This window comes from Pseudomonas marginalis, assembly GCF_008692035.1.
GTDB lineage: Bacteria > Pseudomonadota > Gammaproteobacteria > Pseudomonadales > Pseudomonadaceae > Aquipseudomonas > Aquipseudomonas marginalis.
In genome coordinates, this window is sequence record NZ_VTFG01000001.1 from 729118 (window position 1) to 756025 (window position 26908).

Here is a 26908-nt window from a genome sequence, read left to right on the forward strand (position 1 = left end):
ATGCAGGCCCTTAAACAACTATGACAGATTTAGTAGCGGGCACAGGGCTCCTCCACTTCGCAAGTCTGGTCTCTAGTCTCGGCGGCAACCCCGATGAGTTTCTGCGCGCCCATGGTGTGGACCCGTCGGCAGCCGGTGTCGCTGATCGCCTTATCAGTTACGGGGCGATGGCCACAGTGATCGGCACGGCGGCAGTGGAACTGAATTGCCCAGACTTCGGTATGCGCCTCGCAAAGCGACAGGGCATCCAGATTCTGGGGCCGGTAGCGGTTCTTATCCGTCACGCAGAGACCGTTGCTGACGCGATCGAAGGCGTCTCGCACTATCTTTACCATTGCGCACCACCCGACGTCGCAGAGCTGAAACGCGGGCCAAGATCATCGGTATTCACGTTTGAAATCGCGTTACGGCAACTGTCCTACCGGAACCAGATGATTGAGAAAGGCCTGGTGGTTGCCATGGAAGCCTTCCGTCTGATGCTGGGCGAAGACTTCGTGCCGCTGCGAGTCACGATGAAGCATCATCCCCTCTCTGTACCCGAGACCTATCGTGAAGTCTTCGGTTGCCGGGTTGAGTTCGCAAGTGTCTGTAACTCCATCCACATCCCCAGTAATGCATTGAACCGTGAGATCCGTGGGCGGGATCCCACCGTGCTGGCGCTCGCTGAAAACTATCTCGCCCAGATCGGTCAGATGCTTCCCCTGGTCGAGCACGTGCGAGAGTTGATCCATCGTATGTTGCAGGTCGATCAGGCCGACCTGGTCTCAGTTGCACGAGCCTTGATTATCCACCCTCGAGTTCTCCAGCGCAGGTTGGCCGAATCCGACACCTCTTTCGAGCAGATACTCGATGACGTGCGTCGAGAAATGGCCTGGCAACTGTCGACGCGGGGTCTGCAGGTCGCACAGATCGCGAGCATGCTCGGTTACTCCGAACAGAGCAGTTACTCCCGGGCTTGCCGCCGCTGGTACGGCGAATCCCCACGGCAGCTAATCACACGCCGCCATAAAAGCCCCTGAGCTCCCAATCCCCACATAAGCCCACCATTAGCCTCTCGGTCTTCAAGGTCGGCACGCGGCAAGATGGAAAACCTTGCGCGGCAATTTCTTGAGACCGCTTTAGTCGCCAAATGCCAAATAAAATTCGTGCAATGCCAAGTTTAAGGAGAGGTGATCTGACAGTTTATTAAAACCAATAAAAAAGAGCGGATGCCTTCCGCCATAGAGGATCAAGAAAATGAGGACGAGCACGTTCAGCATTCTTCATGAGTTCGATCACCGCCATATCGAAACCAGCCGATTTGCCAGCGGCTGCTGCCTGATTGCTTTGGCAATAGGTCCCAAGACACCACTCGATGACAGGAGCGGCTCATGAGCATGCGCGCCGTCGTCATGCGCCACGGTAGCCTTGCGCTGACCGAAGCGCCTATCCCTCGGCCTGGCAAGGGCGAAGTTCTGGTCAAAACCCTTGCGTGCGGGATCTGTGGAAGCGACCTGCACTGCGTCAAACATGGTGCCCAGTTGCTTTCGAGCGTGAAGGAGGTCGCCGGCATCGACCTCTTCAATGTTGATGAACCGGTTGTTCTCGGTCACGAAATCTGCGGTGAAGTGGTCGACTTCGGTGCGGACTGCCGCCGGACGCTTTCGCTCGGCACCCGGGCAGTCTCGGCCCCTTTCCTCCTCCGCCCACGACCAGTGACCCTGGGCTTTGGCGGACTCGACACACCAGGCGGCTACGCCGAGTACATGGTGTTGTCAGAGGACCTGCTGATTCCTGTGCCCGAGGCCATCCCCAACGACATCGCGACTCTCGCCGAGCCGCTCGCCGTGGCGCTTCACGCCGTCAATCGGGGCAACCTGGGCGTTGACGACGTGCCGATCGTCATTGGCTGCGGCCCGATTGGACTGGCGGTAATTGCGGTGCTGAAGATGCGCGGAATCGGCCCGATCGTGGCCGCCGACTTCTCGCCGTCACGACGCGCGATGGCCGCGAAGCTCGGTGCCGACGTTGTGGTCGACCCACGGGAAAATTCTCCTTATGACTCTTGGAAAACTATGGCCGGTACGTCGGATCCATCCCGATATGGTCGTCAGACCGGGATGTTCGCCGGGTTCCCCTTCCGCCCCTCAGTGATCTTCGAGTGCGTCGGCGTACCGGGGGTGATCCAGCAGATTCTGGCCGGCGCTGCGCCGTGCTCAAAAGTGGTCGTGGCGGGTCTTTGCATGGAGCGGGACACCTTCTATCCGTCCTTCGCCATCATGAAGGAAATCGATCTCTCCTTCTGTATTGCCTACTCGTTCGAAGAGTTCGCCCAGGCATTCGACCATGTTGCGTCGGGCCGACTCCAGGTCGACGCGCTCATCACCAGCCATGTCGGGCTGAACGGTGTACAGGATGCTTTCGACCGGCTCGCGGACCCGGAACGGGACGCCAAGGTCATCATCATTCCATGAATGGCTGACCCGGCCGGCAAACAACACTGGCCGAAATCAGTCGTCCGGATTCACACAACGCCATAACAATGACAAGGGCTATCCCATGACCAGTACACAGGCTGCAAGCAAGACGCCGGTTTTCTCGCTCCCGCAGGATCGGCTGCTCACACTCAACATAAACGACATTCCGGTCCTCAAGGATGCGGCGGGGCCCGGCGTCAGTTTTCAACCGTTGTTCATTGACCCCGAGCTCGGAATCTGGACCGTCATGGGAATCTTCGCCCCAGGCGCGAAGTTGCCGACTCACCTGCACACTGGGGGTGTCCATGGCTACACGCTGAAAGGTAGCTGGATTTATACCGAGTACCCGGATCAGGTTCAGACAGCGGGCTCCTATCTCTACGAACCCGCTTCATCGATGCACACCTTCTACGTCCCCGATACGAACAAGGGCGACACGGTCGTTTTGTTTATCGTGAATGGAGCCAACATCGGCTTCACCGACGATGGCCAATTTCATTCAGTGCTCGACGCAATCACAGTTCAGAAACTGACCGAGCAATGGGATCAGGCGAACGGTGATGAAGGTGTCCAATACCTGACTGGCGGTACCGCGCGATACGCACACGACTAGGTTCCCGAGCCTGCCCACAATGAAGGTTTTTCAATGAATACCAGCAACTGGGAATCAAGAACTGTTCAAGTCAATGAACAACGTATCCACCTGACCATCGCCGGCTTGTCGGGGCCAATGGTCCTGCTCTGCCATGGGTTTCCCGAATCCTGGCATTCGTGGCGGCATCAGCTGGCAGCCTTGTCGGCCGCCGGATATCGCGCAGTAGCCATGGACATGCGGGGCTATGGCAGATCATCCAAGCCCGGCGACGCGCGCGCCTACCGCATCAGCGAACTGGTCGCGGACTGCGTCGGCGTCGTGGAGGCACTCGGCGAGTCCAGTGCCGTGATCGTCGGCCACGACATCGGTGCGCCAGTGGCCTGGACGGCGGCATGGACAAGGCCGGATGTTTTTCATGCCGTTGTCGGCATTAGCATGCCTTTCGGCGGGCGTGGACTTGCGTGCCTGCCGGGCAATACCTTTGGCAAGGTTCGTCCAAGCATCGCGGAACGGGAAATCGCCGGACCGGACCTGCTGTTCTATCAGGAGTATTTCTGCCTTCCTGATAATCGCGCACTACGCGATGCAGAAAGCGACCTTCCGGGCTGGCTCGCCAGCGTCTTCTACAGCTTGTCAGCTGATCCCCCTCTCCCGCCTGAACTTATCGGTGTTGACCTGACGCAATTGCCCGAAGAAGCACTCACGCAATTCGTACGCGCCACGATGTGCGTACCCCGGTCGGGTCAATTCGACGACTTGCTGGTGAAGCCGGATACGTTGCCAGCCTGGTTCAGTCAGGACGATCTGGATCTCTGGGCAGCTGAATTGGAATACAGCGGACTTGCCGCCCCCCTCAACTACTACCGCAACGCCGATCTCGATTGGGAAGAACTGGGTCAATACGAGGGCAGGACGATAGACATGCCTGCGCTCTTTATCGGAGGGGACCGCGACGTTTCCACCATCTGGAGCCAGCAATCGATCGCCCGAGCCGGTGAGCAATGCACCGACCTGCGTGGGACGCTCATCATCAAAGATTGCGGGCACTGGACCCCACAGGAAAAGCCCGAAGCCGTCAATGAGGCGTTGCTGACCTTTCTGCAAAACCTGTGACCACTCACTGAGTGATTGGTCGGGCCCGGATTGATTGGGCCCTCCCCCTTACTGCGCCACAGCAACTCACCTTGATCCAGGCCTTGAGTGATGGAAAAGGTCGCCTGAAAAAAAGCTAAAAACAACAATAATATAGCGAGTCGATACAATGAGAATTACGACATTCAGAACAGCAATCTGCCTCACTTTGGTACTCGGTTCGGAACACGCCGCAGCGCTTGACCTCGCCCCCGGCGATTATGTCCACCTGCCGGCAGGCACTGTTGCATTGGTGCACTACGCAAACTATGCGACAGGCAGCCAGTTCAAGGACAAAGACGGCAACAAGGTACCCGATTCCAGTGACCGGTTGGCCCTTGGAATAGAGCGCGCGCTCTACTATGGCCAGACAGATGGAATCGACTGGGCAGTGCAAGCTGTCCTGCCATTCGGCAAGATCACCGACGCAAAAATTGGTGGCAACGACCTTTCCAGAAACAACGGAATAGGCGATCTAACGCTAGGCGCCGCGATTTGGGCGCTGCACTCCACGGACCCGACCGGCACCACTCTCGGCTTTACCAGCTACATCACCTTGCCGACCGGTGCGTACCATCCTTTGGAAGCCTCGCTTGGCTCGGGAGCAGTCGCCCTGACGCAGCAGATCGGTTTCAGCCAGGGACTCGGCCATGGCGTCAAACTGGACATCGCGGCAGATGCCAGTTTCCGCTTCGACCACACCAATGACGGTATCCAGGTCAGTCACGATCCCACCTATCAGGTTCAGTCGTATCTCAGCTACAACTTCACACCCGCCACCGCCCTGTCTTTCGGTTATTCGGGCACCTTTGGCGGTAAATCAACCTTGAACGGCATCGATAGCGGTACCCGCACCCGCGAGGATCAACTCCGCGTCTTTGCCAGCACCTTCATCGCGCCAACAGTGCAGATTCAGGGCATGGTAGGCACCGACATCGATGTACGGGGGGGCTTCCAACAAGATGTGATATTCCAGCTCCGTATCGCGACCTTGTTCTAAACCTCACGCCGGAGACGATGAGCACGCCGCCTCCAAGCGAGGCGTCGCGCTTTACGAAAACTTCGATTGCATGGGATGGTTTGCCAAAAATGCGGCGACTCGCTCAATGACCTCGCCCGGCCGAGAATCAGCAAAAAAATGGCCGCCCACTATCGCAGAAGCCTCCATCACGGTGCAGCGATCCGCCCAAGTGGCGGGTAAATTATAGTGCTTGGCCATCGCACCCGAGGCGCCATAGAGAATCAGCGCGGGCGCGGTGATGCGTCGTCCGGAATCGGACAAATCGTCTTCCAGATCCACCGTGAGGGCGGCGCGATAGTCGTTGCAAAACCCAGCGATCGTTGCTGGATCACGCCAGGCTTTCCGATATGCCGCCAGTTGGTCAGCATCGAAATCCTCCGGCCCTGCGGCACCCCAGCCGAATAGGCAGCTCTCGAAAAAGAAATCGGGATCCGCCTCAATCATGCGCTCCGGAAAGGGTGCGGGCTGAGAAAGGAAAAACCAATGCCAGTAACTGTGGCCTACGTCCTTGCGCAGATCTGTCAGCATCACAGCCGTAGGAACGATGTCCATCAGCGTGACGCTAGCCACCACGCCCGGATGATCCAGCGTCATCCGGTATGCAGTGCGCGCGCCACGGTCGTGTCCAACAAGATGGAACCGTTCATGTCCGAGCACACGCATCAGTCCGACCTGATCCGCGGCCATGGCGCGAAATCCGTAATTTGACAGATCCGGCTGAGCCGGCGGCTTCTGCGATGCGCCATACCCACGCAAATCAGCACAGACAACCCGAAAGCCACGCGCGACCAGTCCAGGCGCGATACGCGCCCAGAGCGCCATGGTTTGGGGGAAACCGTGCAGCATCAATACGGGCTCACCTTCACCCGCTGCAACACAGGCGATGTCCATATCGCCTACAGTGATTCTCTGCGTTTCGAAGTTTTCGAACATTGGTCGACTCGTTATTTTACCTTGACGATGACCTTGCCTTTTGCCCGACCGGTTTCAACATAGGCTAAGGCATCCGGGGTCGATTCGAATGGAAAAACCCGGTCCACCACCGGACGTATGATCCGGGAATCGATGAGTGCAGTAAGCTCACGCAATTGCTCACCACTGGCTCTCATGTAAAGGAATGAATAGCTGACACCACGACGTTTGGCTTTTTTCCTGATCCCATAACTCAACAGGCCCATGACCAGTTTCAGGAACCCGGACAACCCAGCGCTTTTCGCAAAGTCCACATCCGGTGGCCCAGAGATTGAGATGAGCTTTCCACCCGGTTTTAGGATGCGTAACGACTTCTCGAGAGTCTCTGTGCCCAGGCTGTTCAAGACCACATCGTAGTCGTGCAGGACCTTTTCAAAATCGTCTTTGCGGTAATCGATCACGATATCGGCACCGAGGCGCTTTACCCACTCGACATTCGCCGTGCTCGTGGTCGTCGCAACGATCGCTCCCAGATGCTTGGCCAGCTGAATGGCCAGCGTGCCTACACCACCGGAGCCCGCATGAATTAACACCTTTTGGCCTTTCTTCACGTCCGCTTTTTCGACCAGCGCCTGCCAGGCCGTCAAGCCAACCAGAGGGATAGAAGCAGCTTCTTCCATCGTGAGATCTTTCGGCTTGATCGCCAGCGAGCCTTGATTGATAGCAATGAATTCGGCGAATGCACCGATTCGATCATCATCTGGCCGCGCATAGACCTCATCGCCCGGCTTGAATTGCTGCACTTGTGAGCCAACCCGCACGACGACCCCGGCCAAATCATTGCCCAGAATAAGCGGCATACGATAAGGCAAAATCATCTTGAACTCACCGTCCCTGATTTTTACATCCAGGGGGTTCACACCCGCCGCATGGATCTGGACTAAAACATCATCCTTGCCCAATTCAGGTTCCGGCATTTCGGTCACCCGCAACGCAACCTTTTTTCCATAGCGATCGATAATAAATGCTTTCATCGTACTTCCTTATTCCTGGCGTACCCAGGTCTGTGAACGCCCCAGCAGCGGCGTGCCAATGTAGCCGCGCACGCTGAGCTTTTTGCCATTGTCGGTCAGGCTGACTTTACTGCTATAGACCTTGCCATTTTCCGGATCGAGGATTTGGCCATCGGTGTATTCATCACCGTCCTTTCGCAAGTTGGTCAAAATAGTCAGGCCGACAATTGGCGCATTTTTGTTCACGCCGTCACATTTGTCGCACTTCGGATTCTGATCTTCGTTGGGGGCGGGAAACACTTTTTCGATAACGCCCTTCAGAGCGCCATCGGATTCGGTGATTCGAATCAACCCCCTCGGCTTACCGCTGACATCGTCGATGTTTTTCCACAGACCAACGGGAGAGTTGTCGTCTGCCCACAGTGCCGATGACATGACTGCTGCTGCTAGGGTGAGTCCGATGACACCTGCTTTTTTCAAAGTGCGCATTGCCTGAATCCTCATGGTTGAGCGTATTTTTATTGTCGACTTGATGCCATTTTGCGGATTGTGAAATGGGTCTTGTGCCTCACGACTATCGAATTGTGCTTCCAGTTTGAAGGTCGCTTTTTGAGGCACGTGAGACGTAAAGGAACGCGAAGATGAGCGCGACTTCGATGAGAACGGCAGACAAGATCCGAAAGCCCGCATGCCCCATAGCCAGTTCAAATACACCAAGGACGGCGAGTATCAAGCAGGTCACGACAAAGCCTGCGATCAAAGATGAGCGCGCCAAGGACGGCCCCGCATTTCTTGCCGAAAAAAACATGACACCTATCCCCGCATACAACGCCGCCCCACGGCGTCCGACCAGCCCGACGGAGTCAGAGAAATCGACGCCCCAGCTTGCCAGCAAAATATTGGGGGCAAACATCCAGGTGAAAGCCAGGGCGAAGAAGAGGAACGCGGACAGGATTGCGAGACTTCTGAAGTTGATTTGCATTGGAAGATCCTAAAGTATTGTTTTTCGTTGTAGATGGACCCGGCGTAGCACCTATTGCGCTTCACCGTCTTCGAGATACGCCCCCGAATGCCCCTGGCATCGATACCCCCCATCAGCCCTGCTTAGGCCTCTAACCGCCTGCTGTATAACACTGTTATTTGATAAATATAACGCCGTTATGGCACTATTGCAACATGACCTTTGATAACTCACTCCCTAATGCCCCCACCCGCCTCGTCGAGGCGACCATCCGCGTGCTTGCGACAAGCGGCCCATCCGAAGTCAAGGCCCGCTCTGTGTCGAGCGAAGCCGGCCTATCAACCATGGGCGTTTACACGCACTTCGGCGGTGTGCCAGAACTTCTTCAAGCCGTCGCCAACGAGGGATTCAAGCGGCTGACTGCCGTCTTCGATCGCGTACCCATTACAGAGGATCCGGTTGCCGATCTCTGTACGATGGTTTTGGCGTGCCGGGACGTCGCACGAATCAATCCTCACCTGTATGACTTGATGTTCGGCCTATCAATAGACGGCAGATACACCCCCTCACGTGGCACCACGACGCCCGTGTCTAATGAACACTCGGCGGAGTACAAGATGACTTACTCTGTTCTGGTCAAAGCGTGCACCCGCCTGGTTGATAAGAAATGCATTCGTAAGGTCGATCCTTCCCTCGTTGCACTACAACTGTGGAGTGCCGCGCATGGATTCATCATGCTTGAGCTCGGAGGTCACTTCACGGATGTGGCTGATCCCCCTTCGGAAATCCTGGTGCCTATGTGCAATAATATTGTTATTGGCTTGGGAGCGAAACGCGAAAAAGTGGAATTTTCCACTGCGGGCGTGATTGCTGGGTGGGCAAGCCCTCTCGAAAGTTGAAAAACCACGCAACCAGTCGGTAGCGCGGTGCAATGGGTGTTTCAGCTCGAGCACGCAGGCGCCGCGTGCAGAATGCGGCCCTGCCACTCTTCACTACCCACCTGGCATTCCCCTACTGGCAAGCTAGGTCATCTCACAATGTGATTTGATAAGTATAACGTTGTTATGTCACTCTTTTGCGCATGACCTATGATCACTCACTCCCCAATGCCCGCATTCGCCTCGTCGAGGCGACCATCCGCGTGCTTGCTACAAGCGGTCCCTCCGAAGTCAAGGCGCGCTCCGTGTCGAGCGAAGCCGGCCTGTCGACTATGGGGGTTTACACGTACTTCGGTGGTGTTTCGGAGCTTCTTCAAGCGGTTTCCGACGAGGGATTCAGCCGGTTGACTGCTGTCTTCGAATGCGTCCCTGTTACCGATGACCCGATTGTCGACCTGTGTACGATGGTGTTGGCGTGCCGGGACTTGGCACATATCAATCCCCACCTGTATGACTTGATGTTCGGCCTTTCGATTGACGGTAGATACAGCTCCTCACGTGGAACCCCGGCGCCCGCTTCAAGCGGGTATTCGGCAGAGCGCAACTCGACCTATTCGGTGCTGCTCAAAGCATGCACTCGTCTGGCTGACGCGAAATGTGTCGATAAGGTAGATCCAGCCCTCATTGCACTTCAACTGTGGAGTGCCGCGCATGGATTTATCATGCTCGAACTCGCGGGTTTCTTCGCTGGCATCAACGATCCTGCTTCGGAGATCCTGGTAGCGACGTGCACCAACATTGTTGTGGGCTTGGGGGCAACGCGCGAATAAAGCTGAAGATACGCCGCTTCAACAAGGTGCTTGAGCAGCCACCGCGATTTCTCGGTGGGTATTCCCATTCTTGCCGCGACCAACTGGGTCAGCGGTTCCTCGATCAACCGAAGAGCTCCCCATAAGCGTCGGCTAATCGGGAATGTGAGCGCCGTTTTTCTACCCCGCGGTGCTGTTCGCGCAGCCGTTTCAAGTCCCCCTCCGACTAGACTTTCAATATCGTATTCGGTGTCGGCGAAGGTCATCGACATCATCAGGAAGCTCGTGCAAGGGAGGTGTATTGCGATCACGGAATAACGGTGTTATGTTGCTCAATAACAGTGTTATTATTTTGAACCGATAGTTATCACCCAAGCAGAGCTGATAGCCGTCAGGCGATGGATATTTCAGATGGAGCGCGGACCTGCTCTCCACGCGTATCACCAGAGGGTCTAATAAAAATGACAAAGACATATACGCCGAGCACGCACCTTGATTTTGAGCCCCGTAGCTCTGTGTTGATTGCACGGCTGGATGGAGGTCCACATGGGCTGATGGGACTGGACATGGCCAACGAGCTATCGGCGCTTTTGGACAAAGTCGAGAGCGATGCCGCAATCAAAGCTGTGGTGCTCATCGGCACTCATCCTGAGCGTTTCATTGGTCATGCAGACGTTCGTTGGCTGCAGGAAGGCGGAAAGAGTATTCCGACAGTCGGGCGGGGTCTCGCTTCGGTGATCGCAAGAACCGCGAAGAATGTTCGCGGTGTTCCACCTTTAGCGGCAGCGGCGTCCATTACACCGCTGGACGGTGGGATGCAGCTTGACAAGCTGCACGACACTTTTTTGCGGATGAACCGCAGTGGCGTCATTTTCGTCGCCGCTCTAAACGGCTCTGCGCTGGGGCTTGGTAGTGAACTCGCGCTTGCCTGCGACGCCCGCCTGATGGCGGACGGCGATTTCTTTATCGGGCAGCCAGAAGTGCTTCTTGGAATCCTTCCCGGTGGCGGCGGCAGTCAGCGATTGCCACGGCTGATCGGCGCCCATCGAGCGCTTATGATGATGCTCGAAGGCCGCCCGGTGTCGCCACACAAAGCCCTCGAAATTGGCTATATCGACGAAGTGGTTGCGCCAGATGCGCTGCTGGATCGAGCCGTCGAATTGGCCGGGTATCTGGGCTCCCGATCCAGGGGGTCTATTGAGGCAATCAAGCGGGCCGTGTACTTCGGCGGATCCAGCACCCTCGATGAGGGGCTGCATATAGAGCGTACCGAATTTATCAAGATCTCACCGACCGAAACTGCTCAATCGCTGATGGTCGAATACCTTGAACGGACCGATCGCGACGGCGGTGTACCGTTCTACAACCCGGCCATTTTCGAGCAAACGCTTGAGCAAGGCTCCTTGCCCCTGTCAAACGAAGGGGGCAAGAAATGAATCAAATGTCACCACTTCCATACACATTTACACGCAAGGACATCCGCTTTGACTCGGGTGAAGCCTACTGTTCGGCCTGGCTCTACTTGCCGGTCGGAGTGAAAAATCCGCCTATCGTAATACTCGGTCACGGGCTTGGTGCGATTCGTGAGATGCGCCTCGATGCCTTTTCTGAGCGCTTCGCTGCTGCGGGAATCGCTACATTGGCCTTCACCTACCGCTATTTCGGTGACAGCGGTGGTCAGCCCAGACAGTTGATGTCGGTGAAGCGCCAACTAGAGGACTGGGATGCAGCGCTGGACTTCGTCAAAGGTTGCGCCGATGTCGACGGGAGCCGGGCTGCCGTATGGGGAAGCTCGTTTGGTGGTGGCCATGCGATTACCGTGGCCAGCCGACATCCCGAGTTACTGGCGGCCATTAGCCAATGTCCTTTTACCGACGGTCTGGCCTCCGCCGCTGCACTGGGCTTGAAGGGTTCGCTACAGGTAGCCCCGGTGCTCCTGCGTGATTTTGCAGCCAAGCTGCTGGGGCGTCCTCCCGTGATGGTGCCAATCGCTGCAGCTCCCGGTAAACCGGCTTTGATGAATGCCCATGACGCCTTGCCGGGCTATCTGGCCCTGATGCCAAAGGGCGTGGTTTTCGTCAATCACGTCGCCGCGCGGGTGCTCCCGGAGATCATGGCTTATCGACCCGGTCGATCCGCCTCGAAGGTGAAATTCCCCATCCTGTTTTGCGTCAGCACCACTGACACCGTCACGCCACCGGAACAGACGATCGCTCTGGTGCGCAAGGCGCCGCATGGAGAAACCAAACTGTATAGCGCTGGGCATTTCGAGTTCTACATGGGCGAGGCGTTCGAAGAACTGGTGTCGGATCAGGTCCAATTTTTGACAAAACACCTACTCCGCCCTTCAGCCAACTAATTAAAACATTTCCGTCATTTTTCGGAGAGAACAACAAAAATGAGCTTTTCCAAACTTCCAGATCTGCGCGCAGCTTCCGAGCCTGATGCGCCGTGCATCGCTGACGATACCACCCAACTGACTAACCAACAGTTCCACTCTAGGGTCCTCGCGGCAGCGGGAGTATTTTCGGATAAGGGGGTCGGCTTCGCGGATGTCGTCGCCCTCATGCTACCCAATCAGGTGGAGTTTGTGGTGGCGATGTTCGCCGCCTGGCGTCTGGGGGCGGCGGTCACGCCTATTAACCCAGGGCTTACCATCAAAGAAGCCACCCATCAATTGGCTGATTCAGGGGCGAAGCTGCTCATCAACTCCAGCGGTGAAACCATAGTCCCGAATCTGCCGACCCTGTCAGCAGCCTCTCTGGAAACTGGGGCGCCCTGCACAGGTATACCGTTCGAAGAGCCTGCCGCACTGGCTTTGTTGATCTACACCAGTGGCACCACTGGTCTGCCAAAAGGTGTGATGCTCGATCATGCCAACATTGAGGCTATGTCGGAAATGGGCCGGCAGTCGCTCAAGGTCTCGTCAGCGGACCATTGTTTAATGGTGCTGCCGCTGTTCCACGTTAACGGCATTTTGGTGAGTACCCTGCTTCCGCTATCCAGCGGAGGTCGGGTTACGATGCGCAAGCGTTTTAATGTCGACACTTTTTTTGATGACGTCGAATCGCTTCAACCTTCGTACTTTTCCGCCGTTCCAACCATCTACGCAATGCTTAGCTCGTTACCTTGTGAGGTCAAACCCGATACCTCCAGTCTTCGGTACGGCATCTGCGGCGCGGCGCCTGCATCGGCGGAACTCCTGCAAAAATTTGAAGATCGCTTCGGTTTTCCGCTGCTTGAGGGATATGGGCTGTCCGAGGGCACCTGCGCTTCGACCATGAACCCCTTCGACGGCCTGCGCAAGGTCGGTACTGTCGGCCTGCCTTTAGCCGGGCAGCGCATCGCAATCGCCGATCCCAGGGGGCTGCATCTGCCACAAGGCGAAATTGGCGAGGTGCTGGTGCAAGGCGCCAACGTCATGCGCGGTTACCTTGGAAAACCTGAAGAAACAGCCAAGACCATCATCGATGGCTGGCTGCACACAGGCGACATTGGTCGGATCGATGAGGACGGTTACCTGGCCATCGTCGGGCGCCTTAAAGAGATGATCATTCGCGGCGGCGAGAATATCTATCCAAAGGAAATCGAAGATGCTCTTTACGAATTCCCCGGGGTTCTCGAAGCCGCGGTGCTCGGTGTCCCCGACGATACTTTTGGCGAAATTGTGGTTGCCTACGTCACGTTTCGTTCGGGATCAACCGGAACCCATGAGGACTTGAACGAGCACTGTACCTACCGGCTCACGCGCTACAAAAGACCTTCCATGATCAACATCATCGACAGCCTGCCAAAGAACGCCGTGGGCAAGGTCGACAAGCTGAGGCTGCGCAAGATGTGGATCGAATGGGTCGATTGACGCGTAATTCCCTGATGGACATTAGACGGCAAGCAGCTGGCACGTAGAAGGGAACACACTATGAAAAACACCGACTTCGACTGGCTGGTGATCGGATCGGGATTTGGCGGCAGCGTCTCGGCACTGCGCCTCGTGGAGAAAGGCTATCGCGTGGGAGTGCTCGAGCGCGGCCGAAGTTATCGCGATGAGGACCTTCCCAAATCGGCCTGGCAGTTCAGCAAGTACTTATGGGCACCCGCATTGGGCTTGAAGGGCATTATGCGAATGTCGCTGTTTCGCCATGTCTTTTTCCCCAGCCAGACGGGTGTCGGTGGCGGCAGCACCGTGTACGGCGGTGTGTTGTATCGCGCCAAGCCAGCGTTCTTCGAAAACGTGCAGTGGCGCGAGCTCGGTCACTGGAACAGTCTGTTGCAGCCCCACTACGATACGGCCGAACGCATGCTTGGCGTAAAAACGGTGCCTTTCGATTCGACTAACCAACAACTAGCTCGAGAGATGGCGCGACACTTCGGAACCGAAGACACCTTCACTCGCGCCCCCACTGGGGTGTTCTTTGGTGAGCCGGGCAAGACCGTCAAGGACCCCTATTTCGGCGGGGAGGGCCCTGACCGTACAGGGTGCACGCGCTGTGGTGCCTGCATGGTGGGCTGTCGCGTCGGTGCCGTAAACTCGCTGGTGAAAAACTACCTGTGGTTTGCGCAGAAGCGCGGAGTGCAGGTCCTGGCAGAGCATGAGGTCGTTGATGTGATCCCGCTCGGGGCTGCCGATGGCAGCGAGGGTTATCGCGTGACCACCCAGCGTCCCGGAGCCTGGTTCGCTCGTGATCGCCAGACCTATACCGCTCGCGGAGTAATCTTCGCCGGCGGGGCGCTCGGTACCAATGAATTGTTAGCCAACTGCAAGCACGGCGGCTCGCTGCCCCGGATCAGCGATCGTCTCGGTGAACTGGTACGCACCAATAGCGAGTCAGTTCTGAACGTGCGCCTGCCTCAGGACCGCAAAACCTGGAACGATGTCACCGCCAGCAGCAGTGTGCACGTCGATCAAGATACCCATATTGAGTTTCTCACCTACGGCCGCAACGCCGACTTCCTGAGTTTAATGAGCACACTGTTGGTCGGTAACGGTAACCGCGTAACGCGGCCACTAAAGTGGATGGGAAATATCGTGTTGCACCCGGTGCGGTGGCTCAAGTCGCTGTGGCCATTTGGCTGGAGCCGAAACATGGTGATGCTGCTGGTGATGCAGACATTGGACAATGCAATCGCACTACGTCCCAGGAAGCGTTGGCTGGGCAGTGGCTATCGCCTCGTCACCGAGCAGAATCGCGACAAGCCAAACCCGACATACATCGAGATGGGTAACCAGGCGGCCCGATGGCTGGCCAGACACACCGGCGGCATTGCCCAAAGTAACGTATTGGAAGCGTTGGGCAATATTCCGACAACCGCCCATGTACTGGGTGGTGCTGTCATCGGCGCAGACGCCAAAAGCGGAGTGATTGACCGGAATCTGCACGTTTTTGGTTATCAAAACATGCTGGTTTGTGACGGCTCAGCGATGCCGGCAAATCCTGGAGTAAATCCTGCGCTGACCATCACGGCACTCGCTGAGTACGCAATGGCGCAGATTCCAGAGGCCAGTCGGAGCAATGAGGAAGGTACTCATAAGCGAGATGCGGTGGTCGCTCCGAGACCCTCCAGTGTCACGCCCAGCCATCCCGATGGCCAGCGCGTGGCCTCGATACAGATTCCGATCCTGCCACCTTTGTAATGGTGCAGGTGGGTTGTACACCCATCCTAATGGTCAATGGAGTTCCGGCTGGCAAGCATTGCCTTGCGCACTCTAAACGTCACTGCTGCGCCTTTGAGAAACCAATCAATGCTAAGTAAAACATCCCTGACATTGAAGTTGTCGGTCATGCCAGCAGTGGCACTTTTGGGACTGCTGGTTTTTGTCGGTTATACCTCTTTGCAGTTGTCAAACACGGACACCCGCTTGTTCGAGCTGGAAAACGGCAGTTATCCAACGCTTGAAAAAGCAGACGCCGTGATCTTCCAGTTTTCCCGCTTGCCGGGTCAACTCAACAGCGCTGTCGCTGCCGGTGAGATGGAGACCCTCAACGAGGGGCGCAAAGTGGTTGCTGAAATTATTGCCAAGCAAGATGAGCTTAAAAAACTTTCCGAGCACCAGCCTGTGCGCAGTCAAAAACTGACGGTGTGGAACGATGCGATCAAACGCTACTCCGATAACGCTTTCTCGACGTCCGAGCAGCTGATTAAGGGCTCCGGTACCTTCGAAAGCTTACGCCCCAACATCGACCGCATGAGCATTGACCTAAAGACCGCCCAAGTGCTGGGTGAAACCTTCCGGACCAATGCCTACCAGGATTTTCAGGCCAGCCTGGTGCAGACCCGCAAGGATAACGCCACCACCACTCGTGCTGGATACATTCTGACGGCGATACTCGTTTTGCTGGTAACCATAGGTTCGGTGCTAATCATTCGGAGGATCATGAACAACGTCCACGGCGTGATTGACTCCCTCACAGCTATTGCCAGCGGCGACGGCGACCTGACACGACGAGTTGATGTGCGTTCGGACGATGAAATTGGAGAAATGATCAAACTGTTCAACAGTTTTCTCAATAAGTTGCAGGCAACCATCCACCAGATAGTTGATGCGGCGAGCCCATTGGGTGATATGTCCAAGCATCTCTACCTGCTGACACAGAGTTCAGAAGAAAACACCAAGTCCCAGCAAGGTCGTATCGATTCGATCAGCAGCGATATCCATACGATGACAGTCAGTATCCAGGAAGTTGCGCAACGCTCCCAACTGGCCTCGCAGGAGGCTAGTGCAGCTTTCAAGCAGGCCGACTCCGCTCGCCAAAATATCGGCGGGCTGTCGAACAACATCAGTGACCTCGGTGTCAGCGTGCTTGACGCCGTGCAGGCTATGCAACAACTGGAAGAGGAAACCCAGCAAGTGGGTTCCGTCCTGACCGTCATCCGTAATATTGCCGAACAGACCAATCTGTTGGCACTCAACGCCGCCATCGAGGCAGCCCGCGCAGGTGATCAAGGACGTGGGTTTGCGGTGGTGGCCGATGAAGTGCGCAACCTAGCACAGAAGACCACGGCGTCCACTGCCGAAATCCAGCACATCATTCAGCGCTTGCAGAGCAGTGCAAACAGAGTACTCAACATCATGGTGCTCAATGGCGACAAAGCCCAAGCCAGCATCGAACGCTCAGTGCAGGCCACCCAAACGCTGGAAGCCATTGCGGGAGCAGTGCACCAGATCAATGAGTTGAATGCAGGTATCGCTCAGTTCACCCATGAGCAAATCGACCTGTCGAACTCTATCCAGCGAGAGACTGAAGTGCTCAAGCTCGATTCACAAACATCGGCTAATGGTGCCGACGCCACTGCTCGCCTTGGCGAACAGTTGGTTGGCACAGGCGATGACCTAAGGGCGGCAACAGCCCAGTTCAGCGTTTAACACAACACTTAGAGAGCAAACCGAATGATCAGTACAAGAGTCTTAAGTATCGCTGCGTTGTGCGTGGCGAGCAGTCCGGCGTTCGCGCTGGATCAAGGCGACTATCGTTTCAATGGCTTTGGTACCTTGGGGGTCACGCACCTGGGCGGTGCGGACGATAGCCATGGTTACGGCATCACCGGTCAGACGACCGATCATTGGCGGGGGGACCAACTGTCGAAGCTGGGTGGGCAACTCCAGTACGGTATTACCGATACTGTCGGCTTGACCGCTCAAGCGATCATCAAGCCACAACAAGATGAGTGGCAGGGGAATCTGGAGTGGCTATACCTGTCATGGCAGGCAACCGATAAATTGAAGTTCCGCGTCGGCCGCCTGGGCGGATCGACTTATATGTACTCGGAAACGCTCAATGTGGGTTACACCAACCCTTGGATTCGTCTGCCAGACGAAGTCTACAGTCAGGTCCAAATCAGCAACTACGAAGGTGCCGACTTTATCTATACCGAGCCATTGTCGTTTGGCTCGCTGACTGTTCAGGTGTCCGGCGGTGTCGCCAACAATCGTAAATTATTCATACTCGATAAGCTTTACGACGCGGACTACAAGAATTATTTTGCCGCTAACGCTACGTTGGCCGTCAACGATTTCGGTTCACTGCGTATCAGCTATGCCGAGACGGATGTGACCTCTAATGACCGCGCGGTTGTCAGCACGCCGTTCGGAATGGTGGACCAGACAATCATTGAACTTGATAGCACCCATACTGCGTTTACCTCGCTGGGTTACCAATACGATAACGGCGTATGGGTCAGCAGCGACGAATTGACTCATCGCACTGTAGCCGGAGCAAGTCCCGTTGACGCAATGTACTTCATGGGTGGGCGCCGCTTCGGCGATTTCCTGGCTCACGTCACCTATGGCCAGATGAAAGATGACTCTGGGCACGAAAGCTCCTGGACCTATGGCCTGAACTACAACGTCACCCCGTCAGTTGTAGTCAAGGGCGAGTTCAAGCGAGTAGACACCCATGGTGGTACTTCAGGTGTTTTCATCAAGACCCCCCAGGAAACCGTCAACAATATTCTGTTTGCCCAGAGTTCTGGCGCTTTCGGCAACCCCTCGCGTAATTTCGACGGTGACATCTTCAGTATCGGCGTCGATTTCGTATTCTAAGGAGAGCAAAAATGAAACTTACCATTAGCGCTCTCAGCGCCTGCACGTTACTGACCTTTGGCTCGTTGGCTCAGGCCGAAGTGGCGGTGATCGTCAACACAGGCGCAAGTTCGACACCCACCCAGTCGGAAGTGGCAAATATTTTTCTCGGTAAGGACAGTTCGCTCAAGGGTGTGGACCAGACTCCCTGGAACCCCACTAAGGACAAGTTCTACAGCGCTGTGACCAACAAGAATGAGTCGCAGCTCAAGTCCTATTGGTCGGGTCTGGTGTTTACCGGCAAGGGTCAACCGTTGCCCAGCGTAGCGGACGACGGAGCCGTCATCACCCAAGTAGCTTCGCAGGCAGATGCTATCGGTTACGTGGATAAATCGGCGGTGAGTGACAAGGTCAAAGTACTGTTCATCTTGCCTTGATCTCTTAGGTTGAATCAAAAGCTTGGTGCCACGCGCCAAGCTTTTTTTTGCGTGCGCCAAGCTGGGTGCGTTGCGCGTAAGTACAACCCGCCTGACTGTCGTGGAGTCGCGCTAGAAGTATCACCGTCCGCGATCCTGGAATAGCAACAGGTTTTCGAAATCCTCTTGCGACACGGGTTTTCCATACAGCCAGCCCTGCGCACTTTGGCAGCCGTAGCGTTGCAGAAATTCTTGCTGGAAATTTTCTTCGACGCCTTCGGCTATCAGCGATAAGCGCAGGCTGTGGGCCATGGAGATAATTGCCTTGACCAGCTCGGCGCTATCGCGGTTGTGTTCAATGTCGTGGATGAAAGAACGGTCTATTTTCAGCGTTTCGATGGGCAAGCGACTCAGGTAACTGAGTGCTGAATAGCCTGTGCCGAAATCGTCGATGGCGATGGCAAGACCCATGGCATTCAGCTGTTCGAGGGTTTCGCGTACGGCAATATTGTTGTCCAGCAACAAGCCTTCAGTTATTTCCAGCGCCAACCAGCCCGATTTGCAGCCGGTGTCCAGCATGATCCTGCGAAATGAGGCAAGCAAGTCGTTCATCTGGAACTGCCGCGGCGACAGATTGACGGCTATTTTCAGTGGCGGGTAGCGATCGCCACGGTTCCAGGCGACGGCACGGCGACAGGCCATGTCCAGAACCCATTCGCCGATGCCGACGATCAACCCGGTTTCCTCGGCAATCGGAATGAACGTGTCCGGCGGTACCTGCCCGTGCTGCGGGTGGTCCCAGCGCAGCAGAGCTTCGGCGCCGATCAGGCGCCCACTGGCCAAGTCGACTTGCGGTTGATAGTGCAACGCCAGCTCGCCGTTGTGCTGCGCACGTCGCAAGCTGGCTGCCAAGGCCAGGCGCTCTGTGGTCTGTGGTCTGTTGGGTCAGGTGCGGCGAATAGAGCTGAACATTGTTTCGGCCGCGCGCCTTGACGTAGTACATAGCCGAATCGGCGAATTGCAAAAGCTCGGCGATGTTATCGGCATCTGTCGGATTGCGGGCGATGCCGAGGCTGCCGGATACGAAGATTTCCCGACTCTGAATCCAGTAGATACCCGTGATGGCCTGCAGAATTTTTCTGCCTATGCTGTCCAAGTCGACTGTGGTGATGAGGTGGGGCAAGATCAGGGCAAACTCGTCACCTCCGAGACGAGCCACGGTATCGATGCTGCGCACGGAATCTCGCAAGCGTTTGGCGACTTCCCGCAACAACTCATCGCCAGCCCCGTGGCCCAGCGTATCGTTTATCACCTTGAAGTTATCGAGGTCGAGTATCCCCAACGCGACCTGGCGAGCACTGCGTTCGGCCTGGAGCAGAGCGTTCTGCAGACGCTCTTTGAACAGTGCACGGTTGGGTAGTTCGGTCAACGCGTCATAGAAGGCCAGAGTATGCAGTCGTTTCTGATAGGCTTTCAGTTTGCTGATGTCCTGGGCGGTACCGAGCATTTGTATCGGTGTGCCATCGGCAGCGTATTCAATACTCAGATAAGAATGCAGATGCAGGTGCTGTTCGCCTACTGCGATGCAGTACTCCAGCATCAGGGATGTGCTGCGCTCAGAGAAGGCTTGGTGGATATGCCCGAAAACCCGCCCACGATCCTCAAGCACGAGTAGAGTGAGAACTTCACTCAGGGACGGCAACCAACCGCAGGGCTTGTTGAGCATGCGACAGAGCTCCGCCGACAGCCGCAAGGTTCCGAGTTGATAGTCCAGTTGCCAGTGCCCAAGGTGAGCCATGGCTTCAGCCTGTTCCAGACGCCTCTCGGTTGCCTTGAGAGCCGATATGTCGCGGGCGATAGTGAGCACGCTGGTGACTTGGCCGTTCTGGTCGAGTTCGGGCACAGCCTGGACATGCTGGACGATCTGCTCGCCATTGGCCTTGATCCAAGTGGCCTCCACTGTGTCGGGTTCGCCACCCTGCAGGATCTTCAGGATGCCTCTGTGATAGTGCCTCGTCATCTCTTCCGGAAGCGGGCTTCTGTGGGTAATGGGAGTGCCCATGACCTCGTCGACAGGAATGCCACATAACCGCTCGTAGGCGGGGTTGAAGTAGACACGCCGGCCTTCGCGGTCAAAGCGCACTATGACGTCCAGCGAGTTTTCCACCAGTGTGCGGAACGCCTGTTCCCTGATCTGCAACTCTTGCTCGGTGTGTCGCAATTGGGTGATATCGCGCCCCACGGCCAACACGCTGACCACCTCGCCGTCAGCAACCCGCTCCGGGACGATGCGGATGTGGCTATTGATCAGGCGACCGTCGGCGCCAGGCCAAGCCAGTTCGTATTCGTCGGGCTGGCCGCTGCGCAGCACCTCCAGCAACACGGCCTCGTAGGCGAGCATCTGGGGGGGGCTGGATGCGTGACTGGGTTTTTTACCGAGCAGAGTCGCAGCGGATACTCCGGCCATATGGGCGAAGGCGGGGTTGGCGTAGGTACGCAGGCATTGGCGGTCGTAGCGGGCGATGGTATCGGGGGTGTTCTCGACCAAAGTGCAAAATGTCAGCTTGTCGCTCAGCAATTGCTGTTCATAGCGCTTGCTTGCAGTGACGTCGCGGGCGATATGAAAGAGGCGTGTAATGGATTCAGCCCCATCTTGCATAGGGATCAGACTGTGCAGGAAGTAACGACGATTGATGGCCAGGTCGAGTTCATACTCGATGTCGATCGGTGCTCCGGTAGCAAGGCAGGTGCGGCTGTCGCTCACTATTCGACAGGCAATAGCTTCAGGCAGCAGCTCATCCAGGCAGCGTCCGAGCAGTCCTGCCCGGTCCAGACCGAGCAGCCGCTCAAACGCCGGATTCACTTCGTGGATGCGCAAGCGGCTGTCTTCACCGAGTTCGTAAAAGGCCAAACAATCGGTATTGTTCTCGAATGCCTTGCGGTAGAGCCGGTGGGCAGTATCCGCTTGCTCCGCGGGCGGGCTGTCGTCGTAAGGGTTAGTAAAGAATGGTTCCGCATTCATGCTTGTCATCTTGTTTTACCGATCAAGAGCGCATCACGAGGAACTCATTCGTCAGCAACCCTCGCCCGATGTCGAGCAAGGTGACCGTACGGTTGTTAACCGAGATCGTGCCGGCGCTGAAGTCGTTGTGGATCTTGCTGTCGGAGGGCGCTGGCGGTTCGACTTCCACCCGGGGAATTTCCAGCACTTTGCCGACCGCATCGACCATCACTCCGATCATTTGCATACGATCGCCGCTGCTCACTTCGAGGATGACGATACGGGTGCTCAAACCAACGTTGATGGGCCTTCCACTGAGGTGCGCCCCCAGGTCAATCACCGGTACCAGAGAGTTTCGCACCCTGATCGCCTGGCGGAGCTTCGGCGATATGCTCGGTTTTATGATGAGTTGAGTAGCCTCGACGATGGAATCGACACTTAAGACGCTCACCGCGAATGGCTCTCTGTTGAGGGTGAAAAAGAGATAGTGCCCGTTTGGTGTTGTGTCGTTGCTGGTCAACAGTCGATCGATGGCTGTACTTGCAAGGATCTGCCTTTTTTCAAGCAGGTGGGAGGTTACCTCGATCAATTGATGCATTTTTTCGGCAAGAGTGTCGAACTGATTGTCACGGGTGATGATAGGCGCCTCTAGACCAACTGTTCGGTCGGCTTTCAAGGCGTTGCTGGTGGATCTGTGCAGAACGGCAGAAATGTACTCGAGCTGCCCCAGTGCACTTTGCTTGATCCGCTCCAATTCGTTGGGTTCAACCTCGACAATGGGCTCGATGGGGGCATTGGGCTCGGCGTTGATGCTCAAGTTGCCCCAGTAAAAAATACCCAAAGCGACGAGCATCACGATGCAGAAAGCTACGGTCAACCACAGCCAGAACGATAGATGGCTCATATTGTAATGCTCATATGTGGACTCTCCATTCGATGGCTGAGCCCTCCGGCAAATGCCGCTGCCAGGCGTCCTGTGTCAAAAACCGGGGGGAGAATATGCGCCTTCCTCATTTTTCTGGATCCTCTGCTGATACGTATGGAGAGCGGATCGGTGCTCCATTTGTAATGTCCATCGCCTAGCGGCTATCAGCTCTGCTCAGGGCACCACCAACCATCGGTTATCGATTCAAATTATATAACATTGTTATTGTGCAGAATAACAGCGTTATAGTATGGTCGCAATACGCCCACTCCTGCTCGAGCTTTCCGATGACGCCGATTACCTTCGCCGATGCCGACTACGACGCTAAGCGCAAGCAAACCCGCAAGGAACTGTTTCTGATCGAGATGGATTGGCTGGTGCCGTGGGAACGCCTGATCGCTCTGGTCGAGCCGTACTTTCTCCAGAGTGAAATTGGCCATACGGCATACCCATTGATGGCGATGCTGCGTATTCACCTGATGCAAGATTGGTTTGGTTACAGCGATCCGGCGATGGAAGAGGCGCTATACGAAACCACGATTCTGCTCCTGTTCACGGGGCTGAACCTGAGGCGTATCCCGGATGAAATCACCCTCCTCAACTTCCGTCGCTTTCTGGAGAAGCACGAACTGGCTGCTGGCATCCAGGCAATGGTCGATGGCTATTTGGGTAATCAGGGGCTGTCACTGCGTCAAGGCACCATCGTCGACGCCACATTGGTCCAGACACAAAGTACGCGTTGCCAACGGTAACTTTTCGGGAATCAGCAGAACGGGTTCTCACTTTAACAATACTGACAGACGATGATAAAAATGGGACCAAATTTGAGCGTAGGGCAGAAGTTGGGGTTAGGATTTTCTTTTGTGCTGGCTCTAACACTAGCCGCTATGCTGCTGGCCATGAGTAGAGTTAAAGAAATCGAGGATACCCTGACGTTAATCAATGACGTCAACAACTTGAAAAGTCGAGAAGCTGTAAACTTCCGAGGAAGTGTGCATGACCGTGCGATACTCTTGCGCGATATCCTGCTGATTGAGAAAAAGCAGGACATCGACTACGAACTCAAAAAAATAGAACAGCTTGGCGCAAACTACGCTCAGGCGACCGTGTCTATGGACAAACTATTTTCGTCCCGCGTTGATATAACAAACGAAGAGTTGGCGGCGCTCGCTAAAATCAAAGAGGTAGAAGCAAGAGCCTTACCCTTGATCGACAAAGTTGTAAGCCTGCGAATGAGCGACCAAGTTCCTCAGGCAACGGAAGTCATGCTTACCGAAGCCCGGCCTGCGTTTGTGGAATGGCTACGGGTCGTTAACCAAATGATCGACATGGAAGAAAAAATTAACCAGAACGCTGCAGCCTATGCCCGGAGCGTTGCCATAGCATTTAATGCACTCATGCGGGGACTTGTGTTTGGGGTAATATCGTTAACAGTAGTCATGGCGTGGCTTCTTACTCGCAACATTACACAACGATTGCGTATGGCTTCAGGGTTAGCCCAGGCTATTGCCGACGGTAACCTATCCGAGACTGTAAACGTCAAGGGTACGGACGAACTGGCAGAACTGCTCAATGCCCTGCTTAGAATGCAATCCAGTCTAAGTAGCACTATCAGGGTTATCTCGACCACAGCAGACAAAGTGGCTGATTCAGCAGAACGCATGCAGACGGCCACGACCAAAAGTGCTGAGCACATGCAGAAGCAAAGTGAAGAAGTGATCCAGGCCGCTGCAGCGGTCAGTCAAATGACGATGGCTGTAGACGATGTAGCACGAAATGCGGTCTCCGCCTCCGACTCATCAATCATTGCCAATCGCTCCTCTCAACAGGGCCGCGACAGAGTCATTGCAACAATCGGTGCAATTAAAAGCGTGGCGGACGATTTGAGCAATACCTCAGTCCTGGTTTTAGAACTGGCTGACAAGAGCAAAGAAGTTGGCCGAGTGTTGGATGTGATTCGTAATATTGCAGACCAGACTAACTTGCTAGCGCTCAATGCCGCCATTGAGGCCGCTCGTGCTGGCGAAAGCGGCCGCGGCTTCGCTGTTGTGGCAGACGAGGTACGGGCTCTGGCTCGCAGAACTCAACTAGCGACGATTGAAATCGAATCAATGATTTCAGGTATTCAAAGTTACGTCGATGGCGCGACACAGTCCATGACTGAGTGTACGAAGCGCGCAGAAAACACCCTTTCGACGGCAAGTTCCGCAGGCAGTGCCCTGGATGAAATAGCTTCTGCAGTTGAGCTAATCACTGAGCGTAATCTCCTCATTGCTAGCGCTGCCGGGCAACAAGCAGAAGTGACTCGTGACGTCGATCGCAACTTGATCAATATTCGTCAACTGTCAATGCAATCTGCCGAAGGTGCAGGCCAGTCTAACGTTGCCAGTGTCGAACTTTCCAAACTTGCTCAGGGGTTACGGGAAATGGTACTGAAATTTTCATTATGAACAGTCCTTTCCTGTCGCGGTATTCCTATTCGAAAACATGAATGTTCATCACGTGAGGAAACCAACAATATGAAACCGCATATCACTGTGGTGCAGAGTAATCGAGCCGCCAGGAATCCGTCCGAATCCCCTCTTCCAGAATGGAGGCCAGCAATCCTCGTCACAGGCGCTGCTTCCGGAATCGGTCGTGCCTGCGCTGAGTTGTTTGCGCAGCGCGGTTGGTTCGTTGGTCTATACGATATAGATTCAGAGGGTGTCGCTGCGGTCGCCGCGACCTTGGGGGAAGGAAACTCCATCTCTGGAGCTCTCAACGTAAGCGATCCTTCAGCATGGGAACGGGTTCTTACGGAGTTCTGGGCGCAAAGCGGCCAGCGGCTTGACGTGCTGCTCAATAATGCGGGGATTCTTACAGCCGGGCAGTTTGAAGCCGTTCCGTTGACCAGACACCATGCAATGCTTGACGTGAACGTTCAGGGAATGATCACCGGCTGCCACAGCGCCTTCCAATACCTGCGAGGGACGCCCTCCTCTCATGTCATCAATATGGCCTCGGCCACCGCAATCTATGGCCAGCCTGAACTGGCCACCTACTCGGCGACCAAGTTTGCCGTGCGCGGATTCACCGAAGGGCTCGACCTGGAATGGAGCAAGTTCGGCATCCGCGTGAGCGATATCTGGCCGAGCTTCGTAAAGACCGCAATGGCTGATGATTACGGTCGTATCCCCAGCGCAAAATCGCTGGGCATTCGGCTCACACCGCACGACGTCGCATCCACGGTATGGGCTTGCGCGACGGCAAAACGACGCAACCACAAAACCCACTGGACTGTCGGCCTGCAAGCCGGATTCCTGGCGATCGCCACTCGTCTCGCGCCGTCAGCCCTCAGCCGCTGGATCGTCCAACGCATTGCTCGATAACGGAGAGGTTTACAACTCTCGAAAACGAACCAGGACGAGACATCCGAAAGCGCGACCGGCCGAGCCCGGATCGACCTCGCTTTCCAACAGGATCCCGATGCACATTGCCTACGATGGAGCTGCCACCAAAAATGAAAGGCTTCAACTGGATCGATGAACTGAGCCCTCAAGTACGGGATACCGTTTTGCGATGTGCTCATCCAAGAACCGTTGCCGATTCGAAGATCCTGTATCAAAACGGCGATCGAGTAACGGAAATTTTCCAGATCGTTTCCGGAGCCATCCGAAAATGCATCCTCACCGAGGACGGCCAGGAAGTTCTGCTCTACGTCTATGGACCAGGCGACATAGTAGCCGATGCTCCCGTGACTGATGACGAGCCCTCCCCCGTCACGCTGACTACCCGGGGAGAAACCAAATTGAGGGTCTGGTCGGCGAGTGACTTGAAACTGCTGCGCGAACAGCACCATGAAGTTGAAACGGCGCTCGCATGCCAGATCAACCGTCGCTTGCGGGGAGCACTTCAGTTGATAGAGGAGCTGCTGACCTTGCCGGTCGCGGCAAGAATCGCGTCCCGCTTTGCTCAACTCAGTGACCTGCAGAAGCCTACTGATCGAGGGATCGACTTGCTGCTTTCTCAGGTAGATATAGGCCTCATGGTCGGAAGCACACGCCAAAGCGTCAATCGAGTGGTCAACGAACTGAGAGGGCTGGGCCTGATAGAGCCGCTCTACGGCAAGATCACTATCAAGGACCTGCCAGGGCTGAACCGTTACGTTCGAGAGCATCACCGCTTGAACGAACGATAGCTTACACAATGCAATCTGGAAAACGTTTCCCCTCAATATCGGAAAGCGTCCGGCCAACGCGCCTGGACGTGCTTGCCGGTATGTAAACCGGGAAG

23 protein-coding genes and 3 pseudogenes are annotated in these 26908 nt (G+C 55.7%); 19 read left to right on the forward strand and 7 right to left on the reverse strand.

The features are described from left to right. The first annotated feature begins 20 nt into the window (after positions 1 to 20). The 5 genes from FX984_RS03100 (at position 21) to FX984_RS03120 (ending at position 5182) form a co-directional block, all read left to right on the forward strand. The gene (locus tag FX984_RS03100) at positions 21 to 1019 is read left to right on the forward strand and encodes an AraC family transcriptional regulator (protein WP_154905241.1); all 999 of its coding nucleotides are present in this window, start codon (positions 21 to 23) and stop codon (positions 1017 to 1019) included. Positions 1020 to 1370: 351 nt separating this feature from the next. Beyond that, complete coding sequence (locus FX984_RS03105) at positions 1371 to 2453, forward strand: zinc-binding dehydrogenase (RefSeq protein WP_204280803.1); 1083 nt, start codon at positions 1371 to 1373, stop codon at positions 2451 to 2453. Between the two features lie 85 nt (positions 2454 to 2538). Continuing rightward, complete coding sequence (locus FX984_RS03110) at positions 2539 to 3069, forward strand: 2,4'-dihydroxyacetophenone dioxygenase family protein (RefSeq protein ID WP_154905242.1); 531 nt, start codon at positions 2539 to 2541, stop codon at positions 3067 to 3069. A gap of 33 nt (positions 3070 to 3102) precedes the next feature. After that, a complete protein-coding gene (locus tag FX984_RS03115) occupies positions 3103 to 4164 on the forward strand; it encodes an alpha/beta fold hydrolase (RefSeq protein ID WP_154905243.1) in 1062 nt (353 codons plus the stop codon). Between the two features lie 148 nt (positions 4165 to 4312). Then, the gene (locus FX984_RS03120) at positions 4313 to 5182 is read left to right on the forward strand and encodes a transporter (protein ID WP_154905244.1); all 870 of its coding nucleotides are present in this window, start codon (positions 4313 to 4315) and stop codon (positions 5180 to 5182) included. A 51-nt stretch (positions 5183 to 5233) separates the two neighbouring features. Here FX984_RS03120 and FX984_RS03125 read toward each other — a convergent pair whose 3' ends face one another. The 4 genes from FX984_RS03125 to FX984_RS03140 form a co-directional block, all read right to left on the reverse strand. Beyond that, the gene (locus FX984_RS03125) at positions 5234 to 6136 is read right to left on the reverse strand and encodes an alpha/beta fold hydrolase (RefSeq protein WP_154905245.1); all 903 of its coding nucleotides are present in this window, start codon (positions 6134 to 6136) and stop codon (positions 5234 to 5236) included. Positions 6137 to 6147: 11 nt separating this feature from the next. After that, positions 6148 to 7149, reverse strand: coding sequence for an NADP-dependent oxidoreductase (locus FX984_RS03130; protein WP_154905246.1), 1002 nt, complete (start codon positions 7147 to 7149; stop codon positions 6148 to 6150). A 9-nt stretch (positions 7150 to 7158) separates the two neighbouring features. Then, positions 7159 to 7617: a DUF2147 domain-containing protein gene (locus FX984_RS03135; protein WP_154905247.1), complete on the reverse strand. Its 459-nt coding sequence runs from the start codon at positions 7615 to 7617 to the stop codon at positions 7159 to 7161. Between the two features lie 85 nt (positions 7618 to 7702). Then, positions 7703 to 8110 carry a hypothetical protein gene (locus FX984_RS03140; protein WP_154905248.1) on the reverse strand — a complete coding sequence of 136 codons (408 nt, stop codon included), beginning with the start codon at positions 8108 to 8110 and terminating at the stop codon, positions 7703 to 7705. A gap of 194 nt (positions 8111 to 8304) precedes the next feature. Between FX984_RS03140 and FX984_RS03145 the strand changes: the two genes are divergently transcribed. The 9 genes from FX984_RS03145 to FX984_RS03185 all read left to right on the forward strand — a co-directional run bounded on the left by FX984_RS03145 (position 8305) and on the right by FX984_RS03185 (position 18731). After that, positions 8305 to 8988, forward strand: a complete 684-nt coding sequence (locus tag FX984_RS03145; RefSeq protein ID WP_154905249.1) for a TetR/AcrR family transcriptional regulator — start codon at positions 8305 to 8307, stop codon at positions 8986 to 8988. A 182-nt stretch (positions 8989 to 9170) separates the two neighbouring features. Further along, positions 9171 to 9797 carry a TetR/AcrR family transcriptional regulator gene (locus FX984_RS03150; RefSeq protein ID WP_223841641.1) on the forward strand — a complete coding sequence of 209 codons (627 nt, stop codon included), beginning with the start codon at positions 9171 to 9173 and terminating at the stop codon, positions 9795 to 9797. 545 nt (positions 9798 to 10342) lie between these two features. Further along, the gene (locus FX984_RS03155) at positions 10343 to 11212 is read left to right on the forward strand and encodes an enoyl-CoA hydratase/isomerase family protein (protein WP_223841597.1); all 870 of its coding nucleotides are present in this window, start codon (positions 10343 to 10345) and stop codon (positions 11210 to 11212) included. Beyond that, the gene (locus FX984_RS03160; RefSeq protein ID WP_154905252.1) at positions 11209 to 12135 is read left to right on the forward strand and encodes an alpha/beta hydrolase; all 927 of its coding nucleotides are present in this window, start codon (positions 11209 to 11211) and stop codon (positions 12133 to 12135) included. Before FX984_RS03155 ends, FX984_RS03160 begins: the two co-directional genes overlap by 4 nt. A gap of 39 nt (positions 12136 to 12174) precedes the next feature. Next, entirely contained in the window at positions 12175 to 13635 is a 1461-nt protein-coding gene (locus FX984_RS03165; protein WP_154905253.1) for a class I adenylate-forming enzyme family protein, read from the forward strand. A gap of 60 nt (positions 13636 to 13695) precedes the next feature. After that, complete coding sequence (locus FX984_RS03170; RefSeq protein WP_154905254.1) at positions 13696 to 15408, forward strand: GMC oxidoreductase; 1713 nt, start codon at positions 13696 to 13698, stop codon at positions 15406 to 15408. Positions 15409 to 15516: 108 nt separating this feature from the next. After that, positions 15517 to 17139 (forward strand): methyl-accepting chemotaxis protein, encoded by a 1623-nt coding sequence (locus FX984_RS03175; protein WP_154905354.1) that lies wholly within the window; start codon positions 15517 to 15519, stop codon positions 17137 to 17139. Between the two features lie 24 nt (positions 17140 to 17163). Further along, entirely contained in the window at positions 17164 to 18315 is a 1152-nt protein-coding gene (locus FX984_RS03180; protein WP_154905255.1) for a hypothetical protein, read from the forward strand. Between the two features lie 11 nt (positions 18316 to 18326). Next, a complete protein-coding gene (locus tag FX984_RS03185; protein ID WP_154905256.1) occupies positions 18327 to 18731 on the forward strand; it encodes a phosphate ABC transporter substrate-binding protein in 405 nt (134 codons plus the stop codon). Positions 18732 to 18851: 120 nt separating this feature from the next. Here the strand turns inward: FX984_RS03185 and FX984_RS32655 are convergent, their stop codons facing one another. The 3 genes and pseudogenes from FX984_RS32655 to FX984_RS03200 all read right to left on the reverse strand — a co-directional run bounded on the left by FX984_RS32655 (position 18852) and on the right by FX984_RS03200 (position 22615). After that, on the reverse strand, positions 18852 to 19622 hold the full coding sequence (locus tag FX984_RS32655) for a putative bifunctional diguanylate cyclase/phosphodiesterase (RefSeq protein WP_223841598.1): 771 nt from the start codon (positions 19620 to 19622) through the stop codon (positions 18852 to 18854). A 61-nt stretch (positions 19623 to 19683) separates the two neighbouring features. After that, a pseudogene (locus tag FX984_RS03195) lies at positions 19684 to 21741 on the reverse strand (sensor domain-containing protein); the annotation flags it as partial. 13 nt (positions 21742 to 21754) lie between these two features. Next, positions 21755 to 22615, reverse strand: a complete 861-nt coding sequence (locus FX984_RS03200) for a chemotaxis protein CheW (protein ID WP_154905259.1) — start codon at positions 22613 to 22615, stop codon at positions 21755 to 21757. Between the two features lie 308 nt (positions 22616 to 22923). On the opposite strand from FX984_RS03200, the pseudogene FX984_RS03205 reads away from it, so the two are divergent. From FX984_RS03205 to FX984_RS03220, 5 genes and pseudogenes are all read left to right on the forward strand, one after another. After that, a pseudogene (locus FX984_RS03205) lies at positions 22924 to 23373 on the forward strand (transposase); the annotation flags it as partial. A 75-nt stretch (positions 23374 to 23448) separates the two neighbouring features. Further along, positions 23449 to 24228, forward strand: a pseudogene (locus tag FX984_RS33100) (MCP four helix bundle domain-containing protein); the annotation flags it as partial. Between the two features lie 102 nt (positions 24229 to 24330). After that, positions 24331 to 25086 carry a methyl-accepting chemotaxis protein gene (locus tag FX984_RS33105; RefSeq protein ID WP_430713935.1) on the forward strand — a complete coding sequence of 252 codons (756 nt, stop codon included), beginning with the start codon at positions 24331 to 24333 and terminating at the stop codon, positions 25084 to 25086. Between the two features lie 69 nt (positions 25087 to 25155). Then, the gene (locus FX984_RS03215) at positions 25156 to 26004 is read left to right on the forward strand and encodes an SDR family oxidoreductase (protein ID WP_154905261.1); all 849 of its coding nucleotides are present in this window, start codon (positions 25156 to 25158) and stop codon (positions 26002 to 26004) included. A 131-nt stretch (positions 26005 to 26135) separates the two neighbouring features. Next, positions 26136 to 26813, forward strand: coding sequence for a Crp/Fnr family transcriptional regulator (locus FX984_RS03220; RefSeq protein WP_163909910.1), 678 nt, complete (start codon positions 26136 to 26138; stop codon positions 26811 to 26813). Positions 26814 to 26908: the final 95 nt, after the last annotated feature.

What these genes read in the sequence shown, in the direction of transcription:
- FX984_RS03100 (WP_154905241.1), top strand. Translation starts at nt 21, where the DNA reads ATGACAGATTTAGTAGCGGGCACAGGGCTCCTCCACTTCGCAAGTCTG.
- FX984_RS03105 (WP_204280803.1), top strand. Translation starts at nt 1,371, where the DNA reads ATGAGCATGCGCGCCGTCGTCATGCGCCACGGTAGCCTTGCGCTGACC.
- FX984_RS03110 (WP_154905242.1), top strand. Translation starts at nt 2,539, where the DNA reads ATGACCAGTACACAGGCTGCAAGCAAGACGCCGGTTTTCTCGCTCCCG.
- FX984_RS03115 (WP_154905243.1), top strand. Translation starts at nt 3,103, where the DNA reads ATGAATACCAGCAACTGGGAATCAAGAACTGTTCAAGTCAATGAACAA.
- FX984_RS03120 (WP_154905244.1), top strand. Translation starts at nt 4,313, where the DNA reads ATGAGAATTACGACATTCAGAACAGCAATCTGCCTCACTTTGGTACTC.
- FX984_RS03125 (WP_154905245.1), bottom strand. Translation starts at nt 6,136, where the DNA reads ATGTTCGAAAACTTCGAAACGCAGAGAATCACTGTAGGCGATATGGAC.
- FX984_RS03130 (WP_154905246.1), bottom strand. Translation starts at nt 7,149, where the DNA reads ATGAAAGCATTTATTATCGATCGCTATGGAAAAAAGGTTGCGTTGCGG.
- FX984_RS03135 (WP_154905247.1), bottom strand. Translation starts at nt 7,617, where the DNA reads ATGCGCACTTTGAAAAAAGCAGGTGTCATCGGACTCACCCTAGCAGCA.
- FX984_RS03140 (WP_154905248.1), bottom strand. Translation starts at nt 8,110, where the DNA reads ATGCAAATCAACTTCAGAAGTCTCGCAATCCTGTCCGCGTTCCTCTTC.
- FX984_RS03145 (WP_154905249.1), top strand. Translation starts at nt 8,305, where the DNA reads ATGACCTTTGATAACTCACTCCCTAATGCCCCCACCCGCCTCGTCGAG.
- FX984_RS03150 (WP_223841641.1), top strand. Translation starts at nt 9,171, where the DNA reads ATGACCTATGATCACTCACTCCCCAATGCCCGCATTCGCCTCGTCGAG.
- FX984_RS03155 (WP_223841597.1), top strand. Translation starts at nt 10,343, where the DNA reads ATGGCCAACGAGCTATCGGCGCTTTTGGACAAAGTCGAGAGCGATGCC.
- FX984_RS03160 (WP_154905252.1), top strand. Translation starts at nt 11,209, where the DNA reads ATGAATCAAATGTCACCACTTCCATACACATTTACACGCAAGGACATC.
- FX984_RS03165 (WP_154905253.1), top strand. Translation starts at nt 12,175, where the DNA reads ATGAGCTTTTCCAAACTTCCAGATCTGCGCGCAGCTTCCGAGCCTGAT.
- FX984_RS03170 (WP_154905254.1), top strand. Translation starts at nt 13,696, where the DNA reads ATGAAAAACACCGACTTCGACTGGCTGGTGATCGGATCGGGATTTGGC.
- FX984_RS03175 (WP_154905354.1), top strand. Translation starts at nt 15,517, where the DNA reads ATGCTAAGTAAAACATCCCTGACATTGAAGTTGTCGGTCATGCCAGCA.
- FX984_RS03180 (WP_154905255.1), top strand. Translation starts at nt 17,164, where the DNA reads ATGATCAGTACAAGAGTCTTAAGTATCGCTGCGTTGTGCGTGGCGAGC.
- FX984_RS03185 (WP_154905256.1), top strand. Translation starts at nt 18,327, where the DNA reads ATGAAACTTACCATTAGCGCTCTCAGCGCCTGCACGTTACTGACCTTT.
- FX984_RS03200 (WP_154905259.1), bottom strand. Translation starts at nt 22,615, where the DNA reads ATGAGCCATCTATCGTTCTGGCTGTGGTTGACCGTAGCTTTCTGCATC.
- FX984_RS33105 (WP_430713935.1), top strand. Translation starts at nt 24,331, where the DNA reads ATGCAGAAGCAAAGTGAAGAAGTGATCCAGGCCGCTGCAGCGGTCAGT.
- FX984_RS03215 (WP_154905261.1), top strand. Translation starts at nt 25,156, where the DNA reads ATGAAACCGCATATCACTGTGGTGCAGAGTAATCGAGCCGCCAGGAAT.
- FX984_RS03220 (WP_163909910.1), top strand. Translation starts at nt 26,136, where the DNA reads ATGAAAGGCTTCAACTGGATCGATGAACTGAGCCCTCAAGTACGGGAT.